At 31.9% G+C, this 23,604-nt stretch carries 19 protein-coding genes; 10 read left to right on the top strand and 9 right to left on the bottom strand.

Annotated features, from left to right (window positions below):
• Window positions 1–576 precede the first annotated feature (576 nt).
• The 3 genes from EI427_RS04600 to hemB form a co-directional block, all read right to left on the bottom strand.
• Window positions 577–1,896: a tetratricopeptide repeat protein gene (locus EI427_RS04600; RefSeq protein ID WP_126612110.1), complete on the bottom strand. Its 1,320-nt coding sequence runs from the start codon at window positions 1,894–1,896 to the stop codon at window positions 577–579.
• 165 nt (window positions 1,897–2,061) lie between these two features.
• On the bottom strand, window positions 2,062–3,699 hold the full coding sequence (locus EI427_RS04595) for a M61 family metallopeptidase (protein ID WP_126612108.1): 1,638 nt from the start codon (window positions 3,697–3,699) through the stop codon (window positions 2,062–2,064).
• A 147-nt stretch (window positions 3,700–3,846) separates the two neighbouring features.
• Window positions 3,847–4,821 carry a porphobilinogen synthase gene (gene hemB, locus EI427_RS04590; RefSeq protein WP_126612106.1) on the bottom strand — a complete coding sequence of 325 codons (975 nt, stop codon included), beginning with the start codon at window positions 4,819–4,821 and terminating at the stop codon, window positions 3,847–3,849.
• Between the two features lie 194 nt (window positions 4,822–5,015).
• Between hemB and EI427_RS25865 the strand changes: the two genes are divergently transcribed.
• Window positions 5,016–5,189, top strand: a complete 174-nt coding sequence (locus EI427_RS25865; RefSeq protein WP_155523276.1) for a hypothetical protein — start codon at window positions 5,016–5,018, stop codon at window positions 5,187–5,189.
• Between the two features lie 63 nt (window positions 5,190–5,252).
• Here EI427_RS25865 and EI427_RS04585 read toward each other — a convergent pair whose 3' ends face one another.
• The 3 genes from EI427_RS04585 to EI427_RS04575 form a co-directional block, all read right to left on the bottom strand.
• Window positions 5,253–6,221: a hypothetical protein gene (locus tag EI427_RS04585; protein ID WP_126612104.1), complete on the bottom strand. Its 969-nt coding sequence runs from the start codon at window positions 6,219–6,221 to the stop codon at window positions 5,253–5,255.
• A 68-nt stretch (window positions 6,222–6,289) separates the two neighbouring features.
• Entirely contained in the window at window positions 6,290–8,068 is a 1,779-nt protein-coding gene (locus EI427_RS04580; RefSeq protein WP_126612102.1) for a mechanosensitive ion channel family protein, read from the bottom strand.
• 392 nt (window positions 8,069–8,460) lie between these two features.
• Window positions 8,461–8,781 carry an RNA recognition motif domain-containing protein gene (locus tag EI427_RS04575; protein WP_126612100.1) on the bottom strand — a complete coding sequence of 107 codons (321 nt, stop codon included), beginning with the start codon at window positions 8,779–8,781 and terminating at the stop codon, window positions 8,461–8,463.
• Window positions 8,782–9,130: 349 nt separating this feature from the next.
• Between EI427_RS04575 and yciA the strand changes: the two genes are divergently transcribed.
• Window positions 9,131–9,616 (top strand): acyl-CoA thioester hydrolase YciA, encoded by a 486-nt coding sequence (gene yciA / locus EI427_RS04570; RefSeq protein WP_205727898.1) that lies wholly within the window; start codon window positions 9,131–9,133, stop codon window positions 9,614–9,616.
• A gap of 136 nt (window positions 9,617–9,752) precedes the next feature.
• Here yciA and EI427_RS04565 read toward each other — a convergent pair whose 3' ends face one another.
• Together EI427_RS04565 and EI427_RS04560 are read right to left on the bottom strand one after the other, a co-directional pair.
• The gene (locus EI427_RS04565; protein WP_126612097.1) at window positions 9,753–11,669 is read right to left on the bottom strand and encodes an arginine--tRNA ligase; all 1,917 of its coding nucleotides are present in this window, start codon (window positions 11,667–11,669) and stop codon (window positions 9,753–9,755) included.
• A 113-nt stretch (window positions 11,670–11,782) separates the two neighbouring features.
• Window positions 11,783–11,962: a hypothetical protein gene (locus tag EI427_RS04560; protein WP_126612095.1), complete on the bottom strand. Its 180-nt coding sequence runs from the start codon at window positions 11,960–11,962 to the stop codon at window positions 11,783–11,785.
• Window positions 11,963–12,263: 301 nt separating this feature from the next.
• Between EI427_RS04560 and EI427_RS04555 the strand changes: the two genes are divergently transcribed.
• The 5 genes from EI427_RS04555 to EI427_RS04535 all read left to right on the top strand — a co-directional run bounded on the left by EI427_RS04555 (window position 12,264) and on the right by EI427_RS04535 (window position 16,841).
• Window positions 12,264–13,058, top strand: coding sequence for a glycosyltransferase family 2 protein (locus EI427_RS04555; RefSeq protein ID WP_126612093.1), 795 nt, complete (start codon window positions 12,264–12,266; stop codon window positions 13,056–13,058).
• Window positions 13,059–13,093: 35 nt separating this feature from the next.
• Window positions 13,094–14,281: a class I SAM-dependent rRNA methyltransferase gene (locus EI427_RS04550; protein WP_240655356.1), complete on the top strand. Its 1,188-nt coding sequence runs from the start codon at window positions 13,094–13,096 to the stop codon at window positions 14,279–14,281.
• Window positions 14,282–14,528: 247 nt separating this feature from the next.
• Complete coding sequence (gene dcd / locus EI427_RS04545) at window positions 14,529–15,065, top strand: dCTP deaminase (protein ID WP_126612089.1); 537 nt, start codon at window positions 14,529–14,531, stop codon at window positions 15,063–15,065.
• 1 nt (window position 15,066) lies between these two features.
• A complete protein-coding gene (locus tag EI427_RS04540) occupies window positions 15,067–15,855 on the top strand; it encodes an MbnP family protein (protein WP_126612087.1) in 789 nt (262 codons plus the stop codon).
• Window positions 15,831–16,841: a cytochrome-c peroxidase gene (locus EI427_RS04535; protein WP_126612085.1), complete on the top strand. Its 1,011-nt coding sequence runs from the start codon at window positions 15,831–15,833 to the stop codon at window positions 16,839–16,841. The genes EI427_RS04540 and EI427_RS04535 overlap by 25 nt, the downstream gene beginning before the upstream one ends.
• A 65-nt stretch (window positions 16,842–16,906) precedes the next feature.
• On the opposite strand, the gene EI427_RS04530 is transcribed toward EI427_RS04535, so the two are convergent.
• Window positions 16,907–17,464, bottom strand: a complete 558-nt coding sequence (locus tag EI427_RS04530) for a DUF4625 domain-containing protein (RefSeq protein ID WP_126612083.1) — start codon at window positions 17,462–17,464, stop codon at window positions 16,907–16,909.
• Between the two features lie 204 nt (window positions 17,465–17,668).
• Between EI427_RS04530 and EI427_RS04525 the strand changes: the two genes are divergently transcribed.
• From EI427_RS04525 to EI427_RS04515, 3 genes are all read left to right on the top strand, one after another.
• On the top strand, window positions 17,669–19,882 hold the full coding sequence (locus EI427_RS04525) for an FUSC family membrane protein (RefSeq protein ID WP_126612081.1): 2,214 nt from the start codon (window positions 17,669–17,671) through the stop codon (window positions 19,880–19,882).
• Window positions 19,883–20,069: 187 nt separating this feature from the next.
• Window positions 20,070–21,605: a PP2C family protein-serine/threonine phosphatase gene (locus tag EI427_RS04520; protein WP_126612079.1), complete on the top strand. Its 1,536-nt coding sequence runs from the start codon at window positions 20,070–20,072 to the stop codon at window positions 21,603–21,605.
• 149 nt (window positions 21,606–21,754) lie between these two features.
• A complete protein-coding gene (locus tag EI427_RS04515) occupies window positions 21,755–23,578 on the top strand; it encodes an ABC transporter ATP-binding protein (RefSeq protein ID WP_126612077.1) in 1,824 nt (607 codons plus the stop codon).
• The last annotated feature ends 26 nt before the right edge of the window (window positions 23,579–23,604 follow it).

The following is a 23,604-nucleotide window of genomic DNA, read 5'->3' as shown; positions in this document are numbered from 1 at the left end:
ATGTGAATAAAGGCATTAGCAATGGGCCTATACAACGTCTCTGAAGGCTCTAATAGCCAAATAATATAAAACCTATATCATCACTCTAAACAACGCTATTAAAGCCTTCTCCAATATAAAAGGCTTTATTAATTTTTAAATTGACAGCTAAAAAAAGTGCATAAAAAAAACCTCTTTATACTAAATATAAAGAGGTAAAGAACATCTGGCGAGTATTTTATGAGTAACAGTCAGCCTTTAATTTATACTATTCAATGTTATGGTTTTAGCTTAGTCAAGTTATTGTATAAACATGATGTTTTTTTTATTATTCTATCAAAATATTACACATATTTTGATAATACAATATTAACACGAAAAACATTTACAAACAAATTTAAACAGCACTATTTTTCAATTAACAGCAAATAACCTCAATAATAGTACATAACTAAAACAATCATAAAGTAACAATTATCAATACTTTATAGTATTAATACATTAAAAAGCGAATCACAAAGAAAATAAAATAAAAAAAACGACCAAAAAGTTACATTATACTTTTTGGTCGTTTTTTATTGTTTAAACAAACAAATATTACATGTCATTTCTTAAATCACTGCTTATTCTATCAAAATATTCTAGTACATAAGTACCTACTGGGTAATAAGGTCCTTTACGACAATCTAATAAAGATTGTTTACACTTTTGCATATCTTCAACGCCATAAACGTACGACATTAATAAGCTACACTTAACATATTCTTTAGGAGTGATATTAGAATCGCTTAAAAGGTCTAAACCTATAGCAATAGCCTCTTCTCTTCTTCCTAATTTATGTAAAGCAACTACTTTATAAAACATTATATCTCTAGCACCTTTAAAATTGGCTAAACAATAATCAGAATATGCTAATGCTGTTTCGTATTTCTTTGAAGAAAGAAGAATATCAATAAATTCGTTATATGCTTTCAAGAAAGTCTTATCTCTCCCTTTATATCCTTCAAGACCTAATTCAAAAAGATGAATTCCTTTATGATGATGTTCCTCTTTTACAATAATATCCGCCATTAATATATTAGCCTTAATATAAGTCTTGTCTATTTTCATTGCTCTATTCAACAAGCTTTTTGCTTGATCAAAAGCATAGATATCTTCAAAAGCAGAAGCTACAGCAAAGAAATAATCCGGTTTTAATTTAGTCACTCTCGATTTATAAGGACCTAAGTTCGCCTTTTCTAAAATAGGCATTGCCTTTTCATACTCTTCTAATCCGTAGTAAGCAATTCCTTTTTCATAGTTGTATTTTGCCAACTGATTTAAAGGAGAGTTTTGTGGCAATTGCACTAAAATCAAATCGATGGTAGCAATAGCTTCTCGATGTTTTTTAATGTTATTAGAAATCTGAGCATCTAAAAAGAGCATTTCAACATTAGAAGAAGAAAGCCCCATTCCTGCCTTAGTATATACATGAGCATCATTGTAACGCTTTTCTTTAAAAAAATACGTAGCCGTTTCAAAACATAGGTTAATTTGTTTAACAGGATCTTGCTCTACTGATAACCAAAAATCAATGTTTCTTTTATAATTAGTGTAATCATTTCTTGTCTCATATACCTTAGAGATAGCAGAATATGCAGGCATATACTTTTTATCAATCACTAAAGTTCTGTCCCAATCATTAATTGCTTTTGCAGTATCTTTTACTAATAAATTACAGACACCTTTCCAATAATGGACTTTAGCAGTAGTATCCGCAATTGCAATAGCTTGTTCGTATTCTACAATGGCACGATAATATTCTTTTGCTTGCCTAAATTTCTCGGCATTTTTAAAAAATAGTTCAACTGCATTTTTCTCTTGGGAATAAGAAAACAATGGCAGTACCATGAATATAAAGAGTAATATTTTTTGCATAGTTAGCTCAAAAAAAATGTTATTAATTTAGTATACAGTAACCAATTTAATTGATATACCTTATCTATTTATAGCAATAGTTACAGTTAAAAAGTACGAGTGCAATTTAACTAACTAATTACACTCTAAGTATATATTCACAGTTGTTTACTATCAATCCTAAATTTAGGTTACATTTATCTTTAAATAATGCAACATATTCTTCTTAAATAACTCTATTTGACATAAAGTACTATCTCTTATAAAAGTAATGGTGAGCATCTCTTTGGAAGAGACAAATTGCTGAAGATGTTTTGCATCTGTTTTTACACCATCGATAGCCATAATCTGATCTCCTTCTACAAGCCTTTGTTTATCTAGTTTATATGAAGTATCAATTACTTTTGCAGACGCATCTATTTTAACGCCATAATTTGCTGCAAAAGCTTCTTTAGGAGGCGTCACTTCAACTTCCCAACCTAAATAAACCAACGCTTCTTCTACTTCATTTTCAAGTGATAGATCACCAAAGATTACTTCTTCGAAATACTTCTCTAAAGAGCATCCGATTACTTCTTCAGCTATATTCTGATAATCCTTTGCTGTATATCCTACATCTTTACTTCCAAACCTCTCCCACATCAACCTCATTACATCATCTAGACTTTTAGTAGCATTTGTCTGTTTTTGAATTTTCGCGTCTAAAATCAATGCTCCCACAGCCCCTTTTACATAAATAGATGTTTTTCTTGCAGGAATTCCTTTTTCATAGCCGTCTGTCCATAATTCTAATGACGAATCTGCCACAGATAAATTAAACCTTCCTTGGTTTTCAAAATGCCTCGCTAACAATTGATTTAGCTCCTTTTTATATTGTTCAACAGAGTAGGCTCCTGAACGGTACAATAACGCATCACCATAATATGTCGTTACACCTTCTGCTACAAAACCTGTATCAAAATATACTTCTTCAAAAAGATTATAAGGTAATAATTCAACAGGTCTTATCTTTTTAATGTTCCAAACATGAAATAATTCATGCGATGAAATTCCTAATAAATTCTCGTAAAAAGTAGCTGATGAAAATTCAGTATCTGGACCCAAAGTGATTACAGTACTTTTCTGATGTTCCACTCCATGGTAATGTTTAAAATGTGGTATTAAACATAGGTAATGAAATTCTTTGTGTGGAAAACCTCCAAAAATTGATAACTGAGGTGCTGTAAAAAGTCTAAAGTCTGTGATAATTTTCTCCCATTCTGGAGTTATTCGACCATGTAACCAAATATGAAATGTCGTCGATGCCATTTCGAATGTTTTATGATGCATGTACCTCCCTGCCATGAAAGGAGTATCCACTAACTCGTCAAAATTCTGGTAGCTATATGTTCCATTCACTTCTTTTGCAGAAGTTGCCACATCAAATGTACTTGGAAAAGCAATGTTCACTTTAATTTCCTCTTCTGATAAACCTCTTGGTAGTATTCCTGCCCCAATAAAATTGATTAACCAAAAAGTTTCACTTACCCAAGTTCCACCAGCATCTTGATGTCTCGCGTAATATTCATAATACAATTCTATTTCATCTCCTTTCTTACTATTTAATACACTCCAAGTATTCCTTGCTACAGTTTGCACTTTTAAGTTAGCTCCTTTACAAGATGCTTTAATTGAACGTATATTCTTTGCAAAAGTCTGCACCTGATACCTCCCTGGTCGCCATAGTGGTAATTGAAGAACTTGATTATCTTCTTTTGCAATAAATGTAATTTTGAAATCTAAAAAATAAGGATGTGTTTTAGACGAAGTAATATTATAAATCATGATATATGTTATTTGGTCAATATTTCAACAAAAAGAGCTTCAGCTATTACTTAAATCAATAACTAATTGATATTAAAAAAGAGGTGTAATTTTCATCACACCCCTCAATGTTATCTATAAAAATAGAAATATACCTTAATTTAGTGTTTACTTATTCAATAAAACTGCTGCTTCTTTTGCAAAATACGTTAGGATAGCACTCGCGCCAGCACGTTTAATACTCAAAAGCATTTCTAACATTGTCTTATCATTTTCTAACCAACCGTTCTGAGCAGCGGCCTTTAACATTGCATACTCACCAGATACGTTGTAAGCAGTAATCGGCACATCAAAATTATCTGCTAATGTTTTAATAACATCTAAATAAGATAAAGCTGGTTTTACCATTAAGAAATCTGCACCTTCAACATAATCCAATTCTGCTTCAATCAATGCTTCTTTCACATTAGCTGGATCCATTTGGTAGGTCTTTTTATCTCCAAATTTTGGCGCAGAATCTAATGCATCTCTAAACGGACCATAGAATGCGGACGCATATTTTGCAGAATAAGACATGATAGATACATCCGTATATCCATTATCATCAAGTACATCTCTAATATACCCAATTCTACCATCCATCATATCAGAAGGTCCAATGATATCCGCACCAGCTTTAGCCTGAGCTAATGCCATTTTGCCCAAAACTTCTAAAGTTTCATCGTTTACAATTTTACCCTCTTTCACAATGCCATCATGTCCATCAGAACTGTATGGATCCATGGCAACATCTGTCATTACAACAGTATCAGGATATTTTTCCTTAATGCTACGCAATGCAATTTGGTAAATACCTTCTGGATTGCTCCCTTCAGTGGCTAAACTATCTTTTTTATCTTCTCCTAATGATGGAAAAATACAATAGGAATTAATACCCAATGCAACACACTCTCCTACTTCTTCTAACAAAAGATCCAATGTGTACCTGTAAATACCTGGCATTGAACTTACCTCTTCTTTCTTATTTTCTCCTTCAATTAGAAACAAAGGAAAAATAAAGTCATCTACTGTTAGCTGTGTCTCTTGTACCATTTGGCGAACACCTACAGATTTTCTATTACGACGTGGTCTTCTAGTTAACATAGGATCTATATTTATAGTATGATTTCTTTCAGAATTTTCGATAAAAGTCGAATTTACCCGAATTTATTCTTTACTAAATCAAGAATCAAGTTTTCTACAAGTAAGTATTACAAAAGTATTCCTATCAAAGCTTAACAAAGTTCATTAACCCACTTAAAATCATTAAATTAAGTTATAAACAAACAGATAGTAAAATGAAAAAGTTATTATTAGTTATCGTACCTGTCGCACTTCTAATTTTAGATATCAAAGTAATTGATTCTACAATTCACGCGGACTCTTTAGTAGGTATGATCTACGCTTCGATTACCGTTGTAATTATTTCTATTGTAACATTAGGTAGTTACTCTTTAATAAAGAATAGCTAAATCTTCACTCCGCTAACAAGGCAATTCTTGAAATAGCCTTGTTAGCTATTTTTCTCTAGCAATTTATAATCTCCCTTCTTTGTAAAAACAAAGTGCCCTTTTAAAAGTACTCCATTTTTCCAAATCACAAATTAATTCTTTGCGAGTATATTGAGACAACTTAAACTGATTTTCTATTTCTAATTTTTCAAGTTGCTCTAAACAAGTGAAACACCTTGAGAATACTCCTAAATAATATAAGTTCCAAAATTCTTCTTTATTCTTATCAGGGTAACCCAATCCCAATAAAAGAGCTTTTATTTGAGTTAGCCATAATGTAAAAATATCTTTCACATCATTTATAGAGGTACAAGTAGTTAATAAAGTACTTACATTGTTTTCTCTATCTTTATAAACGTCGAAAATATCATTTCCTAACTGCGTAATCCCTCCTAATAAATAAAACATTTCCGCTTCTTTATCAAGGACCTTATTTTTATAAGCTGTTCTAAAATATGAAAATGAGCTTCCACCTTTAAACAAAGTAAGAGCCTTTAATGTTGAAAATGTTATTTCTGAATTGTATTGTGCTACACTTTCGGCCTGTGCTTTATTGACATCTGTCAAGTAAGGTTCTAATTCAGAAAAATTTGATATATACTTCAAACTCTTGAGGTATAAATTTATACCCAAACGTTCTGCATCATTTTTAGGAATCACATTTTTTGGTTGAAGAAAGAAAGTTTGCATTCTTTCTTCTGTCATTCCCTGTTCATCATAGTAGTCGTCTACAAGTCCTGTAATACTCGCTTGGAAAGTACTTGTATACCTTTCCTTAAAAGACATTTTTTTACCCCGAAGTAAACAAATAGAAGTACCTAATATTCCCGTTATTGCTAATCCGTAATAACTTTTTATTTTAATAAAATCTTTTTCAGATAAAGATGTATCACTTTTTCGAAAAGTAATTAAATCTGAAGTAAGATATTTCGCTATAAACTTCTTCTGCTTATAAAGTGCTATTATTATTTTTAAGATAAGTTGAAATGGCAAAATTATTTATTATTAAGCTTCACAGTTCCATTATCTAAGTGACTAATGGAACTGTGAAGATACAATTTTTAATGATCAGGTTTATTCTCTGTTTTAGAATTGTCCATTGGAGGTTTTTCTTCTTTCGGAGCATCATGCATTAGCTTAAAATCAGGGATTGTAATCTCATTATCTTCCCTATTTGCCCTGTAATGTGGCGACATGATTTCAACTTCATCTCTAGCAAAAATATCTTGAATGTTTTGATGTAAACGAGAATATATTCGTGCTAATTTTTCGGGTTGTTTTGTATAAGCATTCAATTGATAACTTACATAATAATCATCTAATGAAGTTTGTAATACAAAAGGAATTTCACCTGCAATTAAGCCTTCTGTAATCTCTGCAGCTTCTTTTAATAAAGCATGCACTTTTCTCCATGGAACATCATAACCGATAGTAACAGTAGTATGAATTATTAATTTAAATCGATTTATTGGCTGAGAATAATTAATAGTATTAGATTCAGAAATCTTGCTATTTGGTATAGTAACAATTTCATTCTTAGATGTTTTTAAGCGAGTAACAAAAAGTGAGCGTTCTACTACTTCTCCCATTATATCGCCAATTCTTATCCAATCACCAATTGTGAATCTACGCATATAGGTAATTACTATTCCGCTTATTGCGTTGGTAATTACAGAGGTAGAACCTATAGACAATAAAACACCGACAAACACAGATATACCTTTAAATTCTTGAGATTCGGCACCAGGAAGAAGTGGAAAAATCATTATTACCATAAATGTATAAAGCACAAACTTTATAATCTTAAAAGTAGGTGGCACCCAATCAGGGTAAAAACCTTGTATTTTTAATCGTCCATCTGCTATTGCATCTGCAAATGTTTTCACCAATTGTATTGTATAATGAAAAACAAAAATGACTACTCCAATTTTTAATAAATTTGGAGTATATTCAATAAATGATTTCAATATATCTATAAAAGGGTTAAAAATGTATCCGAAAAACTCATCAGAAATATCTCTCAGTGGTGGAGAAAACCGTCCAACTATTGGTAAATAAAGAGAGATAAGAATAAATATTAAACCAAATCGAATGATTAGTAAAAGGTATCTAGCTATATTAATTTGATTTTCCTCTGTCAGAATTTTTACATTTTTTACACGCTTATTTCTAAACCATCCATTGTTGTCACGAACTACTTTTATGAGTGCTAATCGATATCCTTTTCCAATCATTTTAAAAAAGAACAATAAAAGGAAAAGCCCTATCAAAGCAATCATTCCTGCATACTTACCCTGATAATTTATCTTTTCATGTAAAGATAAATTAATTGCATACTGTCTTTCTCTCGCTAAATTTATTTTTGACATTTGCGCCAACTTCGCGTCAACAGTATCCACAACATGAATAGTTTCCCCTTTAAATACTAGTTTATATGTACTTTCAAATGGTTCAAGATCTACAGAATCAATAAGATAAAGTGTATTATCTGCAATTTTTCGTAAAGTATCTTCAAGAGATTTTGCTCTTATTGAAGCTGATACAGCCTTTCTTCTGTGTACATAGAATAAAGTATCGTTAAAGGGAGCTACAGGAATACCATTTGCCAAGAAAACCTGTTTCACTTTCTTTTTAGCTCCTGAAAGGGAATCTAAACGAGCAATTTGTTCCCTTAAGTAAACTCTATATATAGAATCTGCTACAATTAAACTTTTGATTTCATTGTAAACTTCTAATTGTTCTTTCTCCCTCTGTTGTGGAGTAGATTTTTGTGCAAAAGAATTTGACAAAATACCTAAAAGGCAAAATAATAGACACAAAAAGGCCTTTCTTTTGATCATTGCGTAGTAATTAGAACTTTATCTAAGTAATATAAAGTGTTACTTATAAAGTTATGGGTTAATAAAGTAGAACTTTTATCACTGCAATAGTTACAAGACCTAATTAATTAGCCTAAAATCAATTGCAGTATCTTATATCACAAAAGTAATAACTTATCTCATTATCTAGATTTACCTTAAATATTGTTTGAAAAAGAATTAACATTGAACACTTTTTCAAAGATTGATCTATAAGGTTTAATACAGTAGTAAAACAACAAAAGTACGTTTTCTACTTAATAGCTAAGGAATATAATAAAATTAGGCATAAAAGAAAAGGCGTAGTAAATATTAAATTTACTACGCCTTTCGGAATATCTGAAGTGCTTCAGATGGTTTGGTTGCTAAAGATACTAGTATCTTCCGCCACCGTAACCGCCACGGTTTCCACCACCGTAACCACCACGGCCACCGCCGCCACCGCCGTTAGACTCACGCGGACGCGCTTGCTTAACTACGATAGTTCTACCATCAAGCTCTGATTCGTTCAATTGCTCGATTGCGTTCATTCCTTCTTCGTCGTTTGGCATTTCTACAAAGCCAAAACCCTTAGAACGGTCTGTTTCACGGTCAATAATAACTTTAGCAGAAGATACTTCGCCAAAGCTTTCAAATAATTCTCTCAGTGTCTCTTCTTGAGTACTGTAATTCAATTTTGCTACAAAGATATTCATCTCAAACAAATAAAAAGGTTATAAAATATGTGAGAAGAAATACCAATTAGAAAAATAACAAAAATAGGATTGCTCCTCTTTAAAATATCGATTCATAATATGACCCAACTCAATCTTTTCCAAAGGTAAGATAAAAATTAGAAGTTTCCACTATTTTCTAAAAAAAGTCTACTTTATTCACAAAATACCTGCTTTCTATTAACAATTAGCACTCAGAATATCAATTAGTTAGTAAAATTAGGGTTTAAAAGAGGATTTTGCACCAAATTATTTTACTTCGACCTCCTCAAGTTTAATCAAGAAAATTACTTTACGCACTCTTTAAACTGTACTTAAGACGTTTTAAATTGTGAACAAATTTAAAGGAGTATCAAAATTTCTACATTATATTAGCAATATTATTCACGAAAACGAAAATTTGATGTCTACAAACGAACCAACTCCAAAAGGAGAACTACTACTAAGAACTTTAGCCATGCCTGCTGATACCAATGCCAATGGTGATATTTTTGGTGGTTGGATTATGTCTCAAATGGATATTGCAGGAGGAATACTTGCCAAAGAAACTGCTCTTGGAAGAACTGTAACTGTTGCAGTAGATGGTATGACATTCCATAAACCTGTTTCTGTTGGAGATGCTGTTTGTGTATATGGAGAAGTTTTAAAGACGGGTAAAACATCTATGAAGATCCATTTAGAAGTCTGGGCAAAGCCTCTAATTAAAGGACATGACTTTAATAATAGTTATCTGGTAACAGAAGGTATGTTTATTTATGTATCTATTGATGATGATAAAAAGCCGAAGCAAATACCTGCTGAACACGCTGTTCATTAATACATACAATTATTACTTTCTATTAAAAGCCTTTGTTTGTGATTATGTCTCAAACAAAGGCTTTTTAATTTTACATAAAAAAAACCACCCTAAATTGCTTTAGCGTGGTTTCCTATTATAATATATAAGAGTACTACTACATTCTAGATGGCGCTTGAACACCAATTAGCTGTAAAGCAATTCTTATAGCATCTGCAGATTGTTTAGACAAAGCAATTCTAAAAGCTTTTTTCTTCGCGTCTTCTTCATTAAAGATTGGAGACTCAGAATATACTTTAGAATATTGTTTAGCAACATCAAAAGCATAGTTTGCAACAATTGATGGTGCATATGCATCTGCTGATTCAGAGATCTTATCATTTAGTTTACCTAATAAAGCAACTAAATCTGCTTCAGCAGCAGTAATATCTGTAAGTCCAGCAAAAGATTCTGCTGAATAAGTAATACCATCTTTATCGGCACGTCTTAATAACGCTTGAATTTTTGCATGGTTATACTGAATATAAACACCTGTATCTCCCTGGAAATCAATTGAATCTTTAGGGTTAAAAAGCATTGTTTTCTTAGGATCAACTTTTAATAAATAATATTTAAGTGCTCCTAAAGCTAATTGCTTAAACAATACTGTTGCTTCATCTGTAGTAAACCCATCAATCTTTCCAGATTCTTCCGTACGTTCTTGTGCTGTGTCGATCATCTCTTGGATCAAATCGTCAGCATCTACAACTGTACCTTCACGAGATTTCATTTTACCTTCAGGTAATTCTACCATTCCGTAAGAAAGGTGGAAAATACCATCAGCATAAGAACGTCCCATGTGTTTCATGATAGCCTGTAATACCTTAAAATGGTAATCTTGTTCGTTACCTACAACGTATACAGATTTTGTCATGCCGAAATCTTTGTATTTAAGATCTGCAGTACCCATATCCTGTGTCATATACACGGCAGTACCATCACCTCTTAAAACTAATTTTTCGTCTAACTTTTCTTTTTTAAGATCAATCCAAACAGAATCATTTTCCTTTTTAAAGAAAATACCTTTATCTAAACCTTCTTTAACAATGTCCTTACCCAATAAATAAGTTTGAGATTCATAATATATATTATCAAACTCTACACCCATCATTTCATAAGACTGTGCAAAACCAGCGTACACCCAGTCGTTCATTTTTTTCCAAAGCGAAACTGTTTCTTCATCACCAGCTTCCCATTTACGCAACATTTCTTGCGCTTCTACTAATAGAGGTGCGTTTTTCTCCGCATATTCAAATAAAGCCTTGATATCTTTTATCTGAACTTTCTCATCATCCGTTAAAGGAATTTTATTTTTCTTTGACGCCCCTTTTGCTTCAATCTCTGCTTTTAGTGCTTTAAGATCTTCTACATTAGCTAAAGAAGGGTAATCGCTTTTTTTCTCTTCTATCAAGTTTTTGACTTCCACTTTATAGTGTTTATCAAAAGCTACGTAATAGTTCCCTACTAACTTATCACCTTTTAAAGTTTCGCTAGGAGTTTCACCTTTTCCAAACTTTGTGTAAGCCAACATCGACTTACAAATATGGATACCACGGTCGTTTACTAGATTCACTTTTTGAACATCATAACCAGCCGCATCTAAAATTAATGAGACGGAGTGTCCTAAAAAGTTATTTCTAAGGTGACCTAAGTGTAATGGTTTATTTGTATTTGGCGAAGAATATTCGACCATTACTTTTTCTCCATTTCTAGCAACACGACCATAAGCAGTATCTTTAGAAATTTCTGCTAAAGTCTCTACCCAAACAGTATTACTGATTACTAAGTTTAAGAAACCTTTCACAACATTAAAATCAGAAACAGCTGCATTATTTTCTTTTAAATACGCACCAATTTCTTCTCCAATTTGCACAGGGTTTTTACCTAACTGTTTTGTAAGAGAAAAAGTGACGAACGTTAATGCACCGTCAAATTCTTTTTTTGTAGGCTGTAAAGTAATTCTAGAAGTTGGTAATTCAATTCCGTAGAGTTCTTTTACCGCTTCTGCAATACCGTTTATGATTTGTTGCTCCATTTTCTTTTTTATGTAAAATAAGTTGTCTTCCGACAATTCAGTCTGCAAAATTAGTTCTTTGCATCTAAAGTCAAAAACAACATCCTTAATAGTTCTATCTTTTTTGATTTTTATTAGCGATTATGCTCAAGAGCTATCGGATAGACCAAAATAGTTGCAACTATTACTGACACAAATACCAAAATAGAAAAAGTTAACTCTATGTTATCTTCTGCAACTGTGGCAAAATAAGCCGCTTCTGATGCCACAAATAACATTGATAGTAATGAGAAAAAAAGGAATATTTTTTTCATGATGAATAGTAGATAGATGAAATATAAAATTGAATAAGAACACAACATTTGTTCTAACATAGGTTACGGTAAATAAGGAAGAAACGAACAGCTCTGTTAATATTTATTTGATTTAAATTCTATTTTTTAAAATCACTCCGTTTACTCCACGTTGCAATAATGTCCTGTTATAGTTATGTTAGACTTCTAGATTCGCATTTTCGATACAGGAATTCTTAGAATACATTGCCTATTCGCTAATGGTTTTAAATCATTTCATTTTTTTGAAGTAGTTCTTCAATCAGTTAGTATCTTTGCGGCTATGCAAAAAGTGAGCGTCATTACAATTTCTTACAATTGTGAATCAGAAATAGAGCCGACACTAAAAAGTGTTATTGCTCAAGACTACATAGCTATTGAGTTTGTAGTGATTGATGGTGCATCAAAAGATACAACTTTTGACATTATTTCACGCTACAAAAATAATATTGATGTATTGGTTTCTGAAGCTGACAAAGGAATTTATGATGCAATGAACAAAGGTGTGCAAAAAGCATCTGGAGATTGGGTTATTTTTATGAATGCTGGAGATACTTTTTATAATGAGAAAGCAATTTCTTCTATAATGAATAAAGCAGATAAAGACACTCAATTACTTTATGGTGATCATGAAGTTGTTTACGATCATTTGACTAAAATAAAGAGTGGTATTCCTGCTGAAAATTTATGGAAAGGGATGATTTGTAGTCATCAAGCATTATTTGTAAAAAGAAATCTCTTACTTTCTCATCCTTTTGAATGGAAAAATTGGAAGATTTCTGCAGACTTTCATTTCATCTTTAACAGATGGCAAGAGGGATGTAAATTTCAGCATGTACCTGTATTTATTGCAAAATTTGCAGCAGGAGGATTATCAGAAGTTAGTTCTGTTCCTTCTAAAATCGAGACATGGTCTATTGTAAAAGAAAAAATCAATACAAAAGAGGTTGATAACTATTACAGTAAACTTATTCGATACGAGAAGCTTGTCAATATCCCAAGAAATTTACTTGGGGCTAAAAGTTTTGAGTTACTCATGAAACTCAAAAATAAAATGACAGGTAAAAATTTAAAGTAGCTTGTCTACAACATCAAAATTGAAACAAACAGATTATGTTAGAAAAAATATACATTAAAGGAAATAAGTTAAAAGCTTTAGACAATAGACACCCTTGGGTTTACTCTGGTGCTGTTGCAAAAATGCCAGAAAATATAGAAGATGGTGATATTGTTGAGCTTGTACACGGGCAAGATAAATTAATTGGGTATGGATTTTACGCTCCAGGTAACCAAATTGTTTGTCGTGTTTTTGAATATACACGCAAACCAATAGACCCAACAACACAAGAATATTGGTCTGCTAAAATTGCAAAAGCTTATGCTATGCGTAAAGCCCATGTACTTTCTGAAGATACCAACTGCTTTAGATTAATTCATGGAGAAGGAGATTTCTTCCCTGGTTTAATCGCCGATGTTTATAATGATCTTGTTTCTGTTCAGATACTAATTAAAGGAGTAGACAAAATTGCTCCAATGATTATTAAGGCATTCCAAGAAATTGGTTTTGAGCGTATTTACAACAAGAGTAAGGAAATTTCTAAACGCCTTGAAAACGTTGAGACTCCCAAAGGATGGTTGACTGAAAAAGCGGGATCGCCAAAAGTAGAAGTGCTTGAAAATGGTGTAAAATTTATGGTTGACGTTGAAACAGGACAAAAAACTGGTTTCTTCTTAGACCAAAGAGATGCTCGTGCCTTAGTAGCTAAATATTCTAAAGATGCTCGTGTATTAAATACATTTAGTTATAGTGGCGGATTTAGTATGTATGCATTAAAAGCAGGTGCTAAATTAGTACATTCTGTAGATGCCTCTCAACCTGCAATTGATTTGTGTAATGAGAATGCAGTAATAAATGGCTTCGATAATGGAGAACATGAAGGTTATTGTGCTGATGTTTTTGAACATTTGACAAAAATGGAATCTAACGATTATGATGTTGTAATTCTTGATCCCCCTGCATTTGCCAAATCTGCTAAAGCTGTTACAGCTGCTGCAAGAGGCTACAAGCAATTAAACCTTAAAGCTTTAAGAAAAATAAAGCCAGGTGGAATTATATTTACATTCTCTTGTTCTCAAAAAATTGACAAGGATTTGTTTAGAAAAATTGTATTCCAAGCTGCTGCTGAAGCACATAGAAATGTAAGAATTTTACATCAAACTACTCAACCAAACTGTCATCCAATAAACATTTTCTACCCAGAGAATGAATATTTAAAAGGATTAGTTCTATTTGTAGAGTAAACACCTATTCCCTATCAAAATTTACGCGCAGTGTACGTTGTAAAACAAACTGAAAAGATCGTATATATTATTTTGATTTGGGACTTAATTAATTGTAATTTCGTGCTATCCTATCTTGGATAGCATGAAGTGATACATTCTTTCGTATTTAATCAATTTTAATTGATGAATTTTTGAGTGACTACATCATTAAAATCAGTTTAAAAACGTACGCACTCCTTCTCAAAAATTTAGCTTAATATTTGAAATGGTTCTTTCAGATACAAAAATATTAGAGGAAATTGAAAAAGGCTCAATTCTTATTGAACCTTTCGATCCTGATGCACTAGGAACGAATTCTTATGATGTTCACTTAGGTAGACATATTGCTTTATACAAAAATGAAGTTTTAGATGCCAAACAACATAATGAAATAGATACGTTTGAAATTCCAGATGATGGTGTTGTATTGCACCCTGGTAAAATTTATCTTGGTGTAACAAAAGAGTATACAGAAACATTAGAGCATGTTGCTTTTCTAGAAGGCCTTTCTAGCGTTGGCCGTTTAGGAATTAGCATTAATGCAAATTCTAGAGCTGGTGACGTTGGCTTTTGTAATACATGGACACTAGAAATAACGGTGGCTCAACCTGTAAAAATTTACAAAGGTATGCCTATCGGACAGTTATTCTACCTTACTGTTGAAGGAGATATCAGTAATTATTACCATGTTAAAAAAGATGCAAAATATATAAATAGATCTATGAAACCTGTAGAATCTATGATGTATAAAAACAAATTTTAAAATGAAGAAACTACTTACTTTACTCTTTACAATTTCTTTAATTTCACTTTTTTCTTGCGATAGCTATAAGGAAAATTTTGATGTTGATGGTACAGGGTCTATTACAATAAAATTCAATTTTTTACATGATAGAGCTCCTTTAGAGTACAACAGACAATATATCAACGCCCTAGGACAGAGTTACACACTTAGTGATTTTAGAATGTATCTTTCTAATATTACATTGAGAGATACCTCTGGTACAAACTTTTACAAAGTAGAAGACAGTTATCATTTATTAGAAATAATTAATGAAAGTGATACTTCTATTGTTATTACGGGGTTACCTAACAAGGCTTTTTCTGAATTACAATTTTCTGTAGGCGTAGATAATGCAGCCAATTATAATACAGACCAAGTTGGTGATTTAGACCCCGCAAATGGCATGGCTTGGAATTGGGATACTGGTTATAAATTCATGCTAGTAGAAGGACTTCAATTAGTTGATTCTATTTCTACAAGAGGCTTAGTTTATCATATTGGAGGAGATGCTAACTATAGAGTGGTTAAGTTTAGTGAGCAAGAAATAAATCTAGTAAATACACCTACTATGTATATAGAACTTGATGTAAATGTAGATTATATTTTTGGTGATAAATCTGAATTTGGTTTACCAGAAGAGCAAAGAAAAACGAATTTCATTGATCTAAACGACAATACTGATCAGGATACAATGTTTGGTCCTAATACTCAAAAAATTGCCGATAATTACGCACAAATGTTCGCATGGAAAGACATTATTGGTCAGTAATTTCACTACTCATTTGTAGTATATATTTAGAAGCTTGTGATTCCCCTATAAAAGAGGAAACACAAGCTTTTGTCATTTCATATCAAAATATTCCGACTCCAGAACGTAATACAATGGATGTTGAAAAAGTAGCTTTAGGAAAAATGCTTTTTCACGAAACTATTTTATCTCAAGATTCTTCTATTGCTTGTGTACACTGTCACGAACCACAATATGCAAACGGAGAAAATGTAGCATTAAGTACAAAAGGAGTATCTCATAAAAAATTACAAAGAAATTCTCCTGCACTTATAAACGTAGCATGGGCAAAAGGGTGGTTTTGGGATGGTGGAGCTAAAAATATTGAATCACTGATTTTTGGTCCTCTAACCCACGAAGATGAAATGAATGCTGATCTGAAAGAAATACTCCAAAGGTTAAATCAAACACCTATTTATAGTACTACATTTAAAGAAGTATTTGATGTTGATGAAATACAAAGTGCCCATTTAGCAAGAGCTTTAGCACAATATGTTAGATCATTATTATCAAATCAAACAAAATATGATGCTCATTTAAAAGGGAAATATCAATTTTCTAAAAATGAACAAAGAGGTTTTGAAATATTTAACCGCAACTGTCAGCAATGCCATACCCCTCCATTCTTTACTGATTTTAACTACCATAATAATGGACTAAACAAAGACGACTTCTTTACTGATAAAAATGAAGGAATGAACAAAGGTAGAGGGCGGATTACGAGAACTACAAAAGACAATGGAAAATATAAAACCCCTACATTAAGACATTTAAATACTTCTTCTCCGTATATGCACGATGGAAGATTTGCCACGCTTGATGAAGTTTTTGATCATTATTCCAATACTATTCAAAAAAGTGCAACCCTTGACAGCCTACTAAAGCAAAATATAGTACTTACAGAAGAAGACCGAATGATGTTAAAAGAATTTCTTCACACTTTAGATCAGCCTAACTCTGAAATATAAAAAAGGCCTTAAGAAATGAATCTTAAAGCCTTCTTAAATGCCAATTAAACTTAGCAATTATACTTTTAGTGTTCGTGCTCTTCAGAAGTAACTTCTACAGTTAAAACTTGTTGTGCTTCGTTATCAGAAGAGTCATCTATTCTAGCTCCTAATTGTAACATAAAATGATAGTGTCCTTCTTTTAAAGGTTTACCATCTATGTCTGTAGGAATATCAATTTCCTCATCAAAATGGTATGTTGTAGGATAATCTCCTGCTCCAGTAAGTCCACCTTCTTTACCAAACTCCCAAGTTTGATTCATTGTCCATAAAACTGAATCTGTTGCCATTACACGTGCGTGATCATGGTGGTCGTCATCACCAAAGTGAATATTTAGACGAACATAAGATAAGCCTTGTTGTGCTGAAAGATCTGCCTCAATTCTAGCTTCTTCACCCACAATTACAATTGCAGCAACTTCGTCATGATCGTGATCATCGTCATTAGCTTTTCTTGCATGGTCATGTTCTAAAGGTGATACAGTGTAGTTTTTTATTTCAGGAGCAGGTCCTTTTTCAGTTTCATTGTTACACGATACAAAACCGATTAATAAAAAGGAGATAAATGCGATATACTTTTTCATATTCTTGATGTTTTTGCAATACTGTCGCAAGTAACTAAAGATAATTTGAAAATAAAAGTGATCATTCAAAATAAATGTTCACTTTAGACTTATTAATGATCCTAGGGAAAACAATTCGTATTTTTGTATTTATAAAGTACTACTCTTTATCACCTATTCAAAATAAAGAGAGGGTTTAAATAAAAATAGTGAGGCATAAACTACATGAAAGTATTAATAGATTTTTATAAATCCATTCATTTATCTAATGGATTACGAATGACATTTTCAATTGTTACACCACTAACAATTGGTTTGTTATTTGGAGACATATATGCTGGTACATCTGTAGCATTAGGAGCACTTTGTGTAGGACTTTCAGACTCTCCAGGAACTTGGTCTGAAAAAGCTAAAGGTTTAATTGGTGGTGCATTTATTTATCCTTTAACCGCAATAGGTATGGCCTTTATGATTAACTGGCCATGGCTTGGAGCACTCTTTCTAACTATAATTTCATTTGTAGCTGCCTTACTTTCTATATTTGGTAACAGATCTACATTAATAGGAAATAGCATACTGATTTCCATCAGTTTAGGCATCGCTTTCGGTGCTACAATTCCTGTATTATTAGAAAGTGCATTATGGATGTTAGGTGGAGGTTTATGGTACAGTATTCTTTCGTTAGTTTTATGGCAAATACGCCCCTATGCAAGTATAGAAAAAGTTTTAGGAGAATGTTACGAACTCATGGGGCAATATCTTCAGTTTAAAGCTATTCTTTTTATAAACCCATCTAAAAAAGAAATTGAGAAGAAAGTTTTTTCACTACAGACAAAGATTGATCATAAACAAGAAGAAGTTAGAAACCTATTGTTAAGACAACGTTCTGCTTTACAAGGTGCGACACCACATGGGCGTTCTTTAATTTTACTCATGAGAATATCAATTGATATTTTTGAAAGAGCTTCTGCAACACACATTTCTTATAACGATCTTCATCATAGTTTTAAGGGTACATCACTTCCAAAACAGCTATCTGATTTATTTATTGATCTAGGAAAAAACTTAACCGAGATTGGATCAACAATTAAATCAAGAGATAAAATTGAAGACCTCCCCTCTTATAAAAAAGCTTTTGATAAATTACAATTCACCTTCGAAAAATTAAGAGATAATAAAGATCGAACACTTCCTATTTCACAATTTGCTGAAGTAAAAAATATTATTAGAAATTTTAATAGAATTGATCGGTATTCTAGAGAAGCAGCATCTTTTACAGATTGGAATAATATTAAAGAAAAAAGTTATACCGATGGGTTAAAACTACCTTCTTTTATTACAAAATCTGACCAAGGTACTTTTGCAGATAATCTTAACTTACAATCTGCTCATTTTAGGCATGCAATTAGAGTTTGTGTTGCTATGCTTATTGGTTACTTATGCAGTCTCTTTCTTGGATTAGACAGAGGATATTGGGTTTGGCTCTCGATTTCTGTAATTATGAAACCCTCATTTTCTATTACTAAGCAAAGAATGATTGCAAGAACAATAGGTACAACCTTAGGGATAATTATTGCCAGTGCATTAGTTTACATAACAGAAAACACTTATTTGTACCTACTTTTCTTGGTACCCTTAGGTATTCTCACGTTTGGCACACTAACTAAAAATTATAGAGTTGGAATGACATTCTTAACTCCATTTATTTTGTTGATCATTGCTACATCAACACAATTTGAAACAAACTTAGCACTTTACAGAGTGGCAGACACTGCTTTAGGCGGCCTTATTGCCTTTGCGGTAAGTTTCTTACTTTTTCCAGAATTTGAAGTAAAAAATATTAAGGGTAAATTAATTGCTGCCACCAGGGCCAATTGTACCTATTTTACAGAAGTAAGCATTGGCTACACAGGCCAACATAATGTAGACCCTAATAATTATCGTCTTGCTAGAAAAGCAGCACAATTGGCAAATGCAAACCTTGCTATGAGTTTTCAAAACATGCTTAATGATCCTAAAAACAGACAATTAACAACATCAGATTTGTATGAATTTATTGCTGCGAGTAGAATGATATTTGCCCATACAGCAACACTCTCTGCAAATGTTGAACGCCTTTCTAAAAAATATAAATTCCCAGATCTCATGCCTTTTATAACTACCGTTCAGGCTCAATTTGAACACATTATTTTAGGTATTAACAAGAATAAAATTATAGTGAAAGAGATTAGTTTTAATGATCTATTATCTGAATTCAATCAAGAACTCGAAACATTAGAGATAGATAGGGAGAAAGAGATTAAAGAAGGGATTAAAGAATCGCTGCTTATTAAAACATTATCTGATTATGTATTAATTACTAATCAACTTAAACGTTTAGGAAAAAACATCAATTATTTAGAAAATTGTACCGCAGCTCTAGTTAGTAATACAAAATAAACAATAGCGTCTCACTTTTTTCGTTTCAAAATAAAGCGTATTTCATTTTCGATTTATGTTTCTCTTCTTAATATTCCATCATTATATTGAATGTTGACTAAATTATGGCTAATTTACTACTATAGGTACACCACTCTATCACTGAAATAATTTATTAAACTTTTAAAATACCCATCTTCCCCACCAAATGCAGATCCTTTGTAAACATATTGTTTTCCTTTTATTAATAATTATAGGTCTGAATATTAATACCATAGAAGCTAAAGCAAATAAGGAGACCAATGCATTAATAGTGCAAAAAGGACGAAGAATTTCTTTGAGTTTAATGGATGTAGATGATAAACCAATTTCTGATGCTTTGGTCTTATTTGACAACCATATCTCTCATTCTAATTTAAGAGGATATTTAGAGATGGAGTCTGATTTAAAATTAAATACGGAATCTGGGTTGTGCGTGCTTTCTTATGATATTAAAGAAATTATTTATGATGGAAAAGAAGGACTATTTAAAATCAAATGTCTAAAATTAAAACCATCACAAGAAGAGCATCAGTTTTTAACTATCTATGCTGAAATAGAAAATGAAAACTTGATCAATAAAAAAGACATTGATCGATATAAAAAAAGTTTAGCAAAAATTAGCTTCCCTAAACAACAACTTTTATCTGAACAAGATAAAATAGTACTTTTCTTTATCACTGCATTACAAGATCAACTCACAAAAAAGAAGGTATTACTAGATAACTTTAGGAAAGAAAATGAAGTGAAAGATTACAGGTTACAGAAAGAAACACTCATTTATATATTATCTACCTTAACTCTACTTTTACTAAGTATTGGATTAATTGCTGTGATTAGACGCTCTTACATTCAAAGAAAAAAGGTTGAAAGTGTAAAGAATGAACTCGATTCTGCAATGACTCAAGTGAACAATCAGAATATTAAAATTACTAATAGTTTAAGGGCTGCCCATACTATTCAATCTGCAATACTCCCTCCTGTTGAACTATTAAAAAGTAAATTCTCAAGTTTCTTTTCAATTTATAGACCTAAAGATATTGTTAGTGGCGATTTTTATTGGTACGCTGAAACACGAAACAAAGAGGGACTTTTAATTAAATTTTTTGCTCTCGTAGATTGCACGGGGCATGGTGTACCAGGAGCACTAATGTCTATGATTGGGAAAAGTATTTTACAAGAAATAATAGATAAAAATATGTCTAGAGATCCTGCTACAATTCTTAAAATACTTGATGAACGAGTGATAGCCTATTTGCGTCAGCAGGAAAATACAGTCAACGATGGTATGGAATTGGCCATCTGTAAATTTGTAGAACAAGAAGAAGAAAACCACACGCCTTTACTCTATTTTGCAGGTGCAAAAAGTGACTTATACGTTGTCAATAAAAAAGAACAATCTTTAGAAAGGTATAGAGGTAATAGAGCGTCAATTGGTGGCACTATAAAAAATAGCAAGGTTTTTCAGACACAACAAATCAAGATAAATTATGGAGATCTTTTACTATTAATTACAGATGGTATTTTAGATCAGAATAATCTAGAAAATGAAAAACTTGGAAGAAAGTATTTTGAAAGGTATGTCAAAAATAATATGGATCAGCCATTAAAAGATTTAGGCGATTTATTAGAAGCAGCTTTGGATGTACATCAAGGAACAGTTCCGCAACGAGATGACATTACTTTTATTGGAATAGAAGTCTAATTAATTGACATCTTAGGTAGTATTCTATCTTCTAAAATGATTAATTGGTATAGTTATCGACTATTTTTTATAGATAGATGAGAGAATTGATTTACGATTGGAATTTTCTTACTAATTTACAGACTTAAAGCGACTTTTTAAATTTTTATATGGACCAGAACACTCCAGAAATTCTCTTAGAAATTAAAGACTTATCTATTTCTTTTAATCATGAAGAAAGAGGGCACAATGTGGCTGTTGATAATGTAAACTTTGTTTTAAACAAAGGAGAGACATTGGGAATTGTTGGTGAATCTGGCTCAGGTAAATCTGTTACCGCTTTATCATTATTACAACTTCTTCCAAAAGCAGGAGTTAATATTTCTGGGGAAGCTATATTTAATAGTAAAGAAGGAAAAGTTGATCTATTAAAATTAAATAGACAACAAATAAGAAAATATAGAGGTAGAGAAATTGGAATGATATTTCAGGATCCTATGAGTTCTTTAAACCCTGCACTTACTTGTGGCTACCAATTGATTGAGACTATAAAAATTCATGAAAAAATAAGTAATCGTGATGCTAAAAAGAAAGCATTAGAAACTTTTGAATTAGCACAGCTCAAGAATCCAAAAAAGGTTTTTCATTCTTATCCACATCAAATTTCTGGAGGACAAAAACAAAGAGTTATAATCAGTATTGCTCTTGCCTGTAATCCTAGTTTATTAATTGCAGATGAGCCTACTACAGCCTTAGATGTAACCTCTCAAAAAGGGATCCTAGAATTGTTTAATCAATTTCGTGATACAATGAATACTGCATGTATGTTTATCTCTCATGATTTGGCAATTGTTGCTCAGATGGCAGATAAAATTGCAGTAATGAGAAAAGGCAGAGTTGTAGAATACGGGACTGTTTTTGATGTTTTTACAAATCCTCAACATCCCTACACAAAAGGTTTACTTGCTTGTAGACCTCGTATTGATATTATATTAAAACGTTTGCCAACCCTTAATGATTTTATTGAAGATAAAAACAGAACTGGTAAGGCAAAAGCTCGTTTCATGTCAGTTGGTCAAGCACTTATTTTAAATGCACAAGACGAAGACGCTGTAAGAGAAACTCAAAAACAAATACTTGATAAACCTCCTATTCTTGAAGTTTCAAATTTATCGACAATCTATCCTGTTCGAAAAAACATTTGGGGAAAAGTAACCAAAACATTTACTGCTGTAGATAATGTTACTTTCCAAGTAAATGAAGGTGAAACTTTAGGTCTTGTTGGCCGTTCTGGATGTGGAAAAACAACACTTGGTAGAAGTATTTTAAGATTAATCGAACCAACATCTGGTAAAGTCCTTTTTGAAGGTAGAGACCTCTCTACAATGAAAAAAAGAGAACTAAATAAATTAAGAAGGGATATTCAAATCATTTTTCAAAACCCATATACATCATTAAACCCTAGAAGTACAATTGGTCAAGCTATTATTGAACCAATGAAAGTACATAAAATCTATTCTGATGAAAAAACGATGAAGCGAGAAGCAATTCGTTTATTAGAAACTGTAGGTTTAAGTAGTGCATATATGAATAGGTATCCTCATGAATTCTCTGGAGGACAACGTCAGCGAATTTGTATAGCGAGAGCTCTTTCTACCAAACCAAAATTTATTATTTGTGATGAGTCCGTTTCTGCTTTAGACGTTTCGGTGCAAGCAATGGTCTTAAATTTATTGTGTGATCTAAAAGAAGAATTTAATCTTACTTATATCTTCATATCACATGATTTAGCAGTGGTGAAATTCATTTCTGATCGAATTATTGTAATGGATAAAGGTGAAATTAAAGAATGGGGATTGTCTTATGACATGTACCAATCACCAAAATCTGAGGTTACTAAAAAACTTATTGAAGCAATACCTAGTGCAGACTTTAGTCAGATTAGAAAGAATATGATTAAAAGAAAAATGATGCACAAAAAAAACACTCAATAGTTTAAATTATTGAGTGTCTCTTATTT

The organism is Flammeovirga pectinis (assembly GCF_003970675.1).
GTDB lineage: Bacteria > Bacteroidota > Bacteroidia > Cytophagales > Flammeovirgaceae > Flammeovirga > Flammeovirga pectinis.
This window is presented reverse-complemented; position numbering and strand designations above follow the sequence as displayed.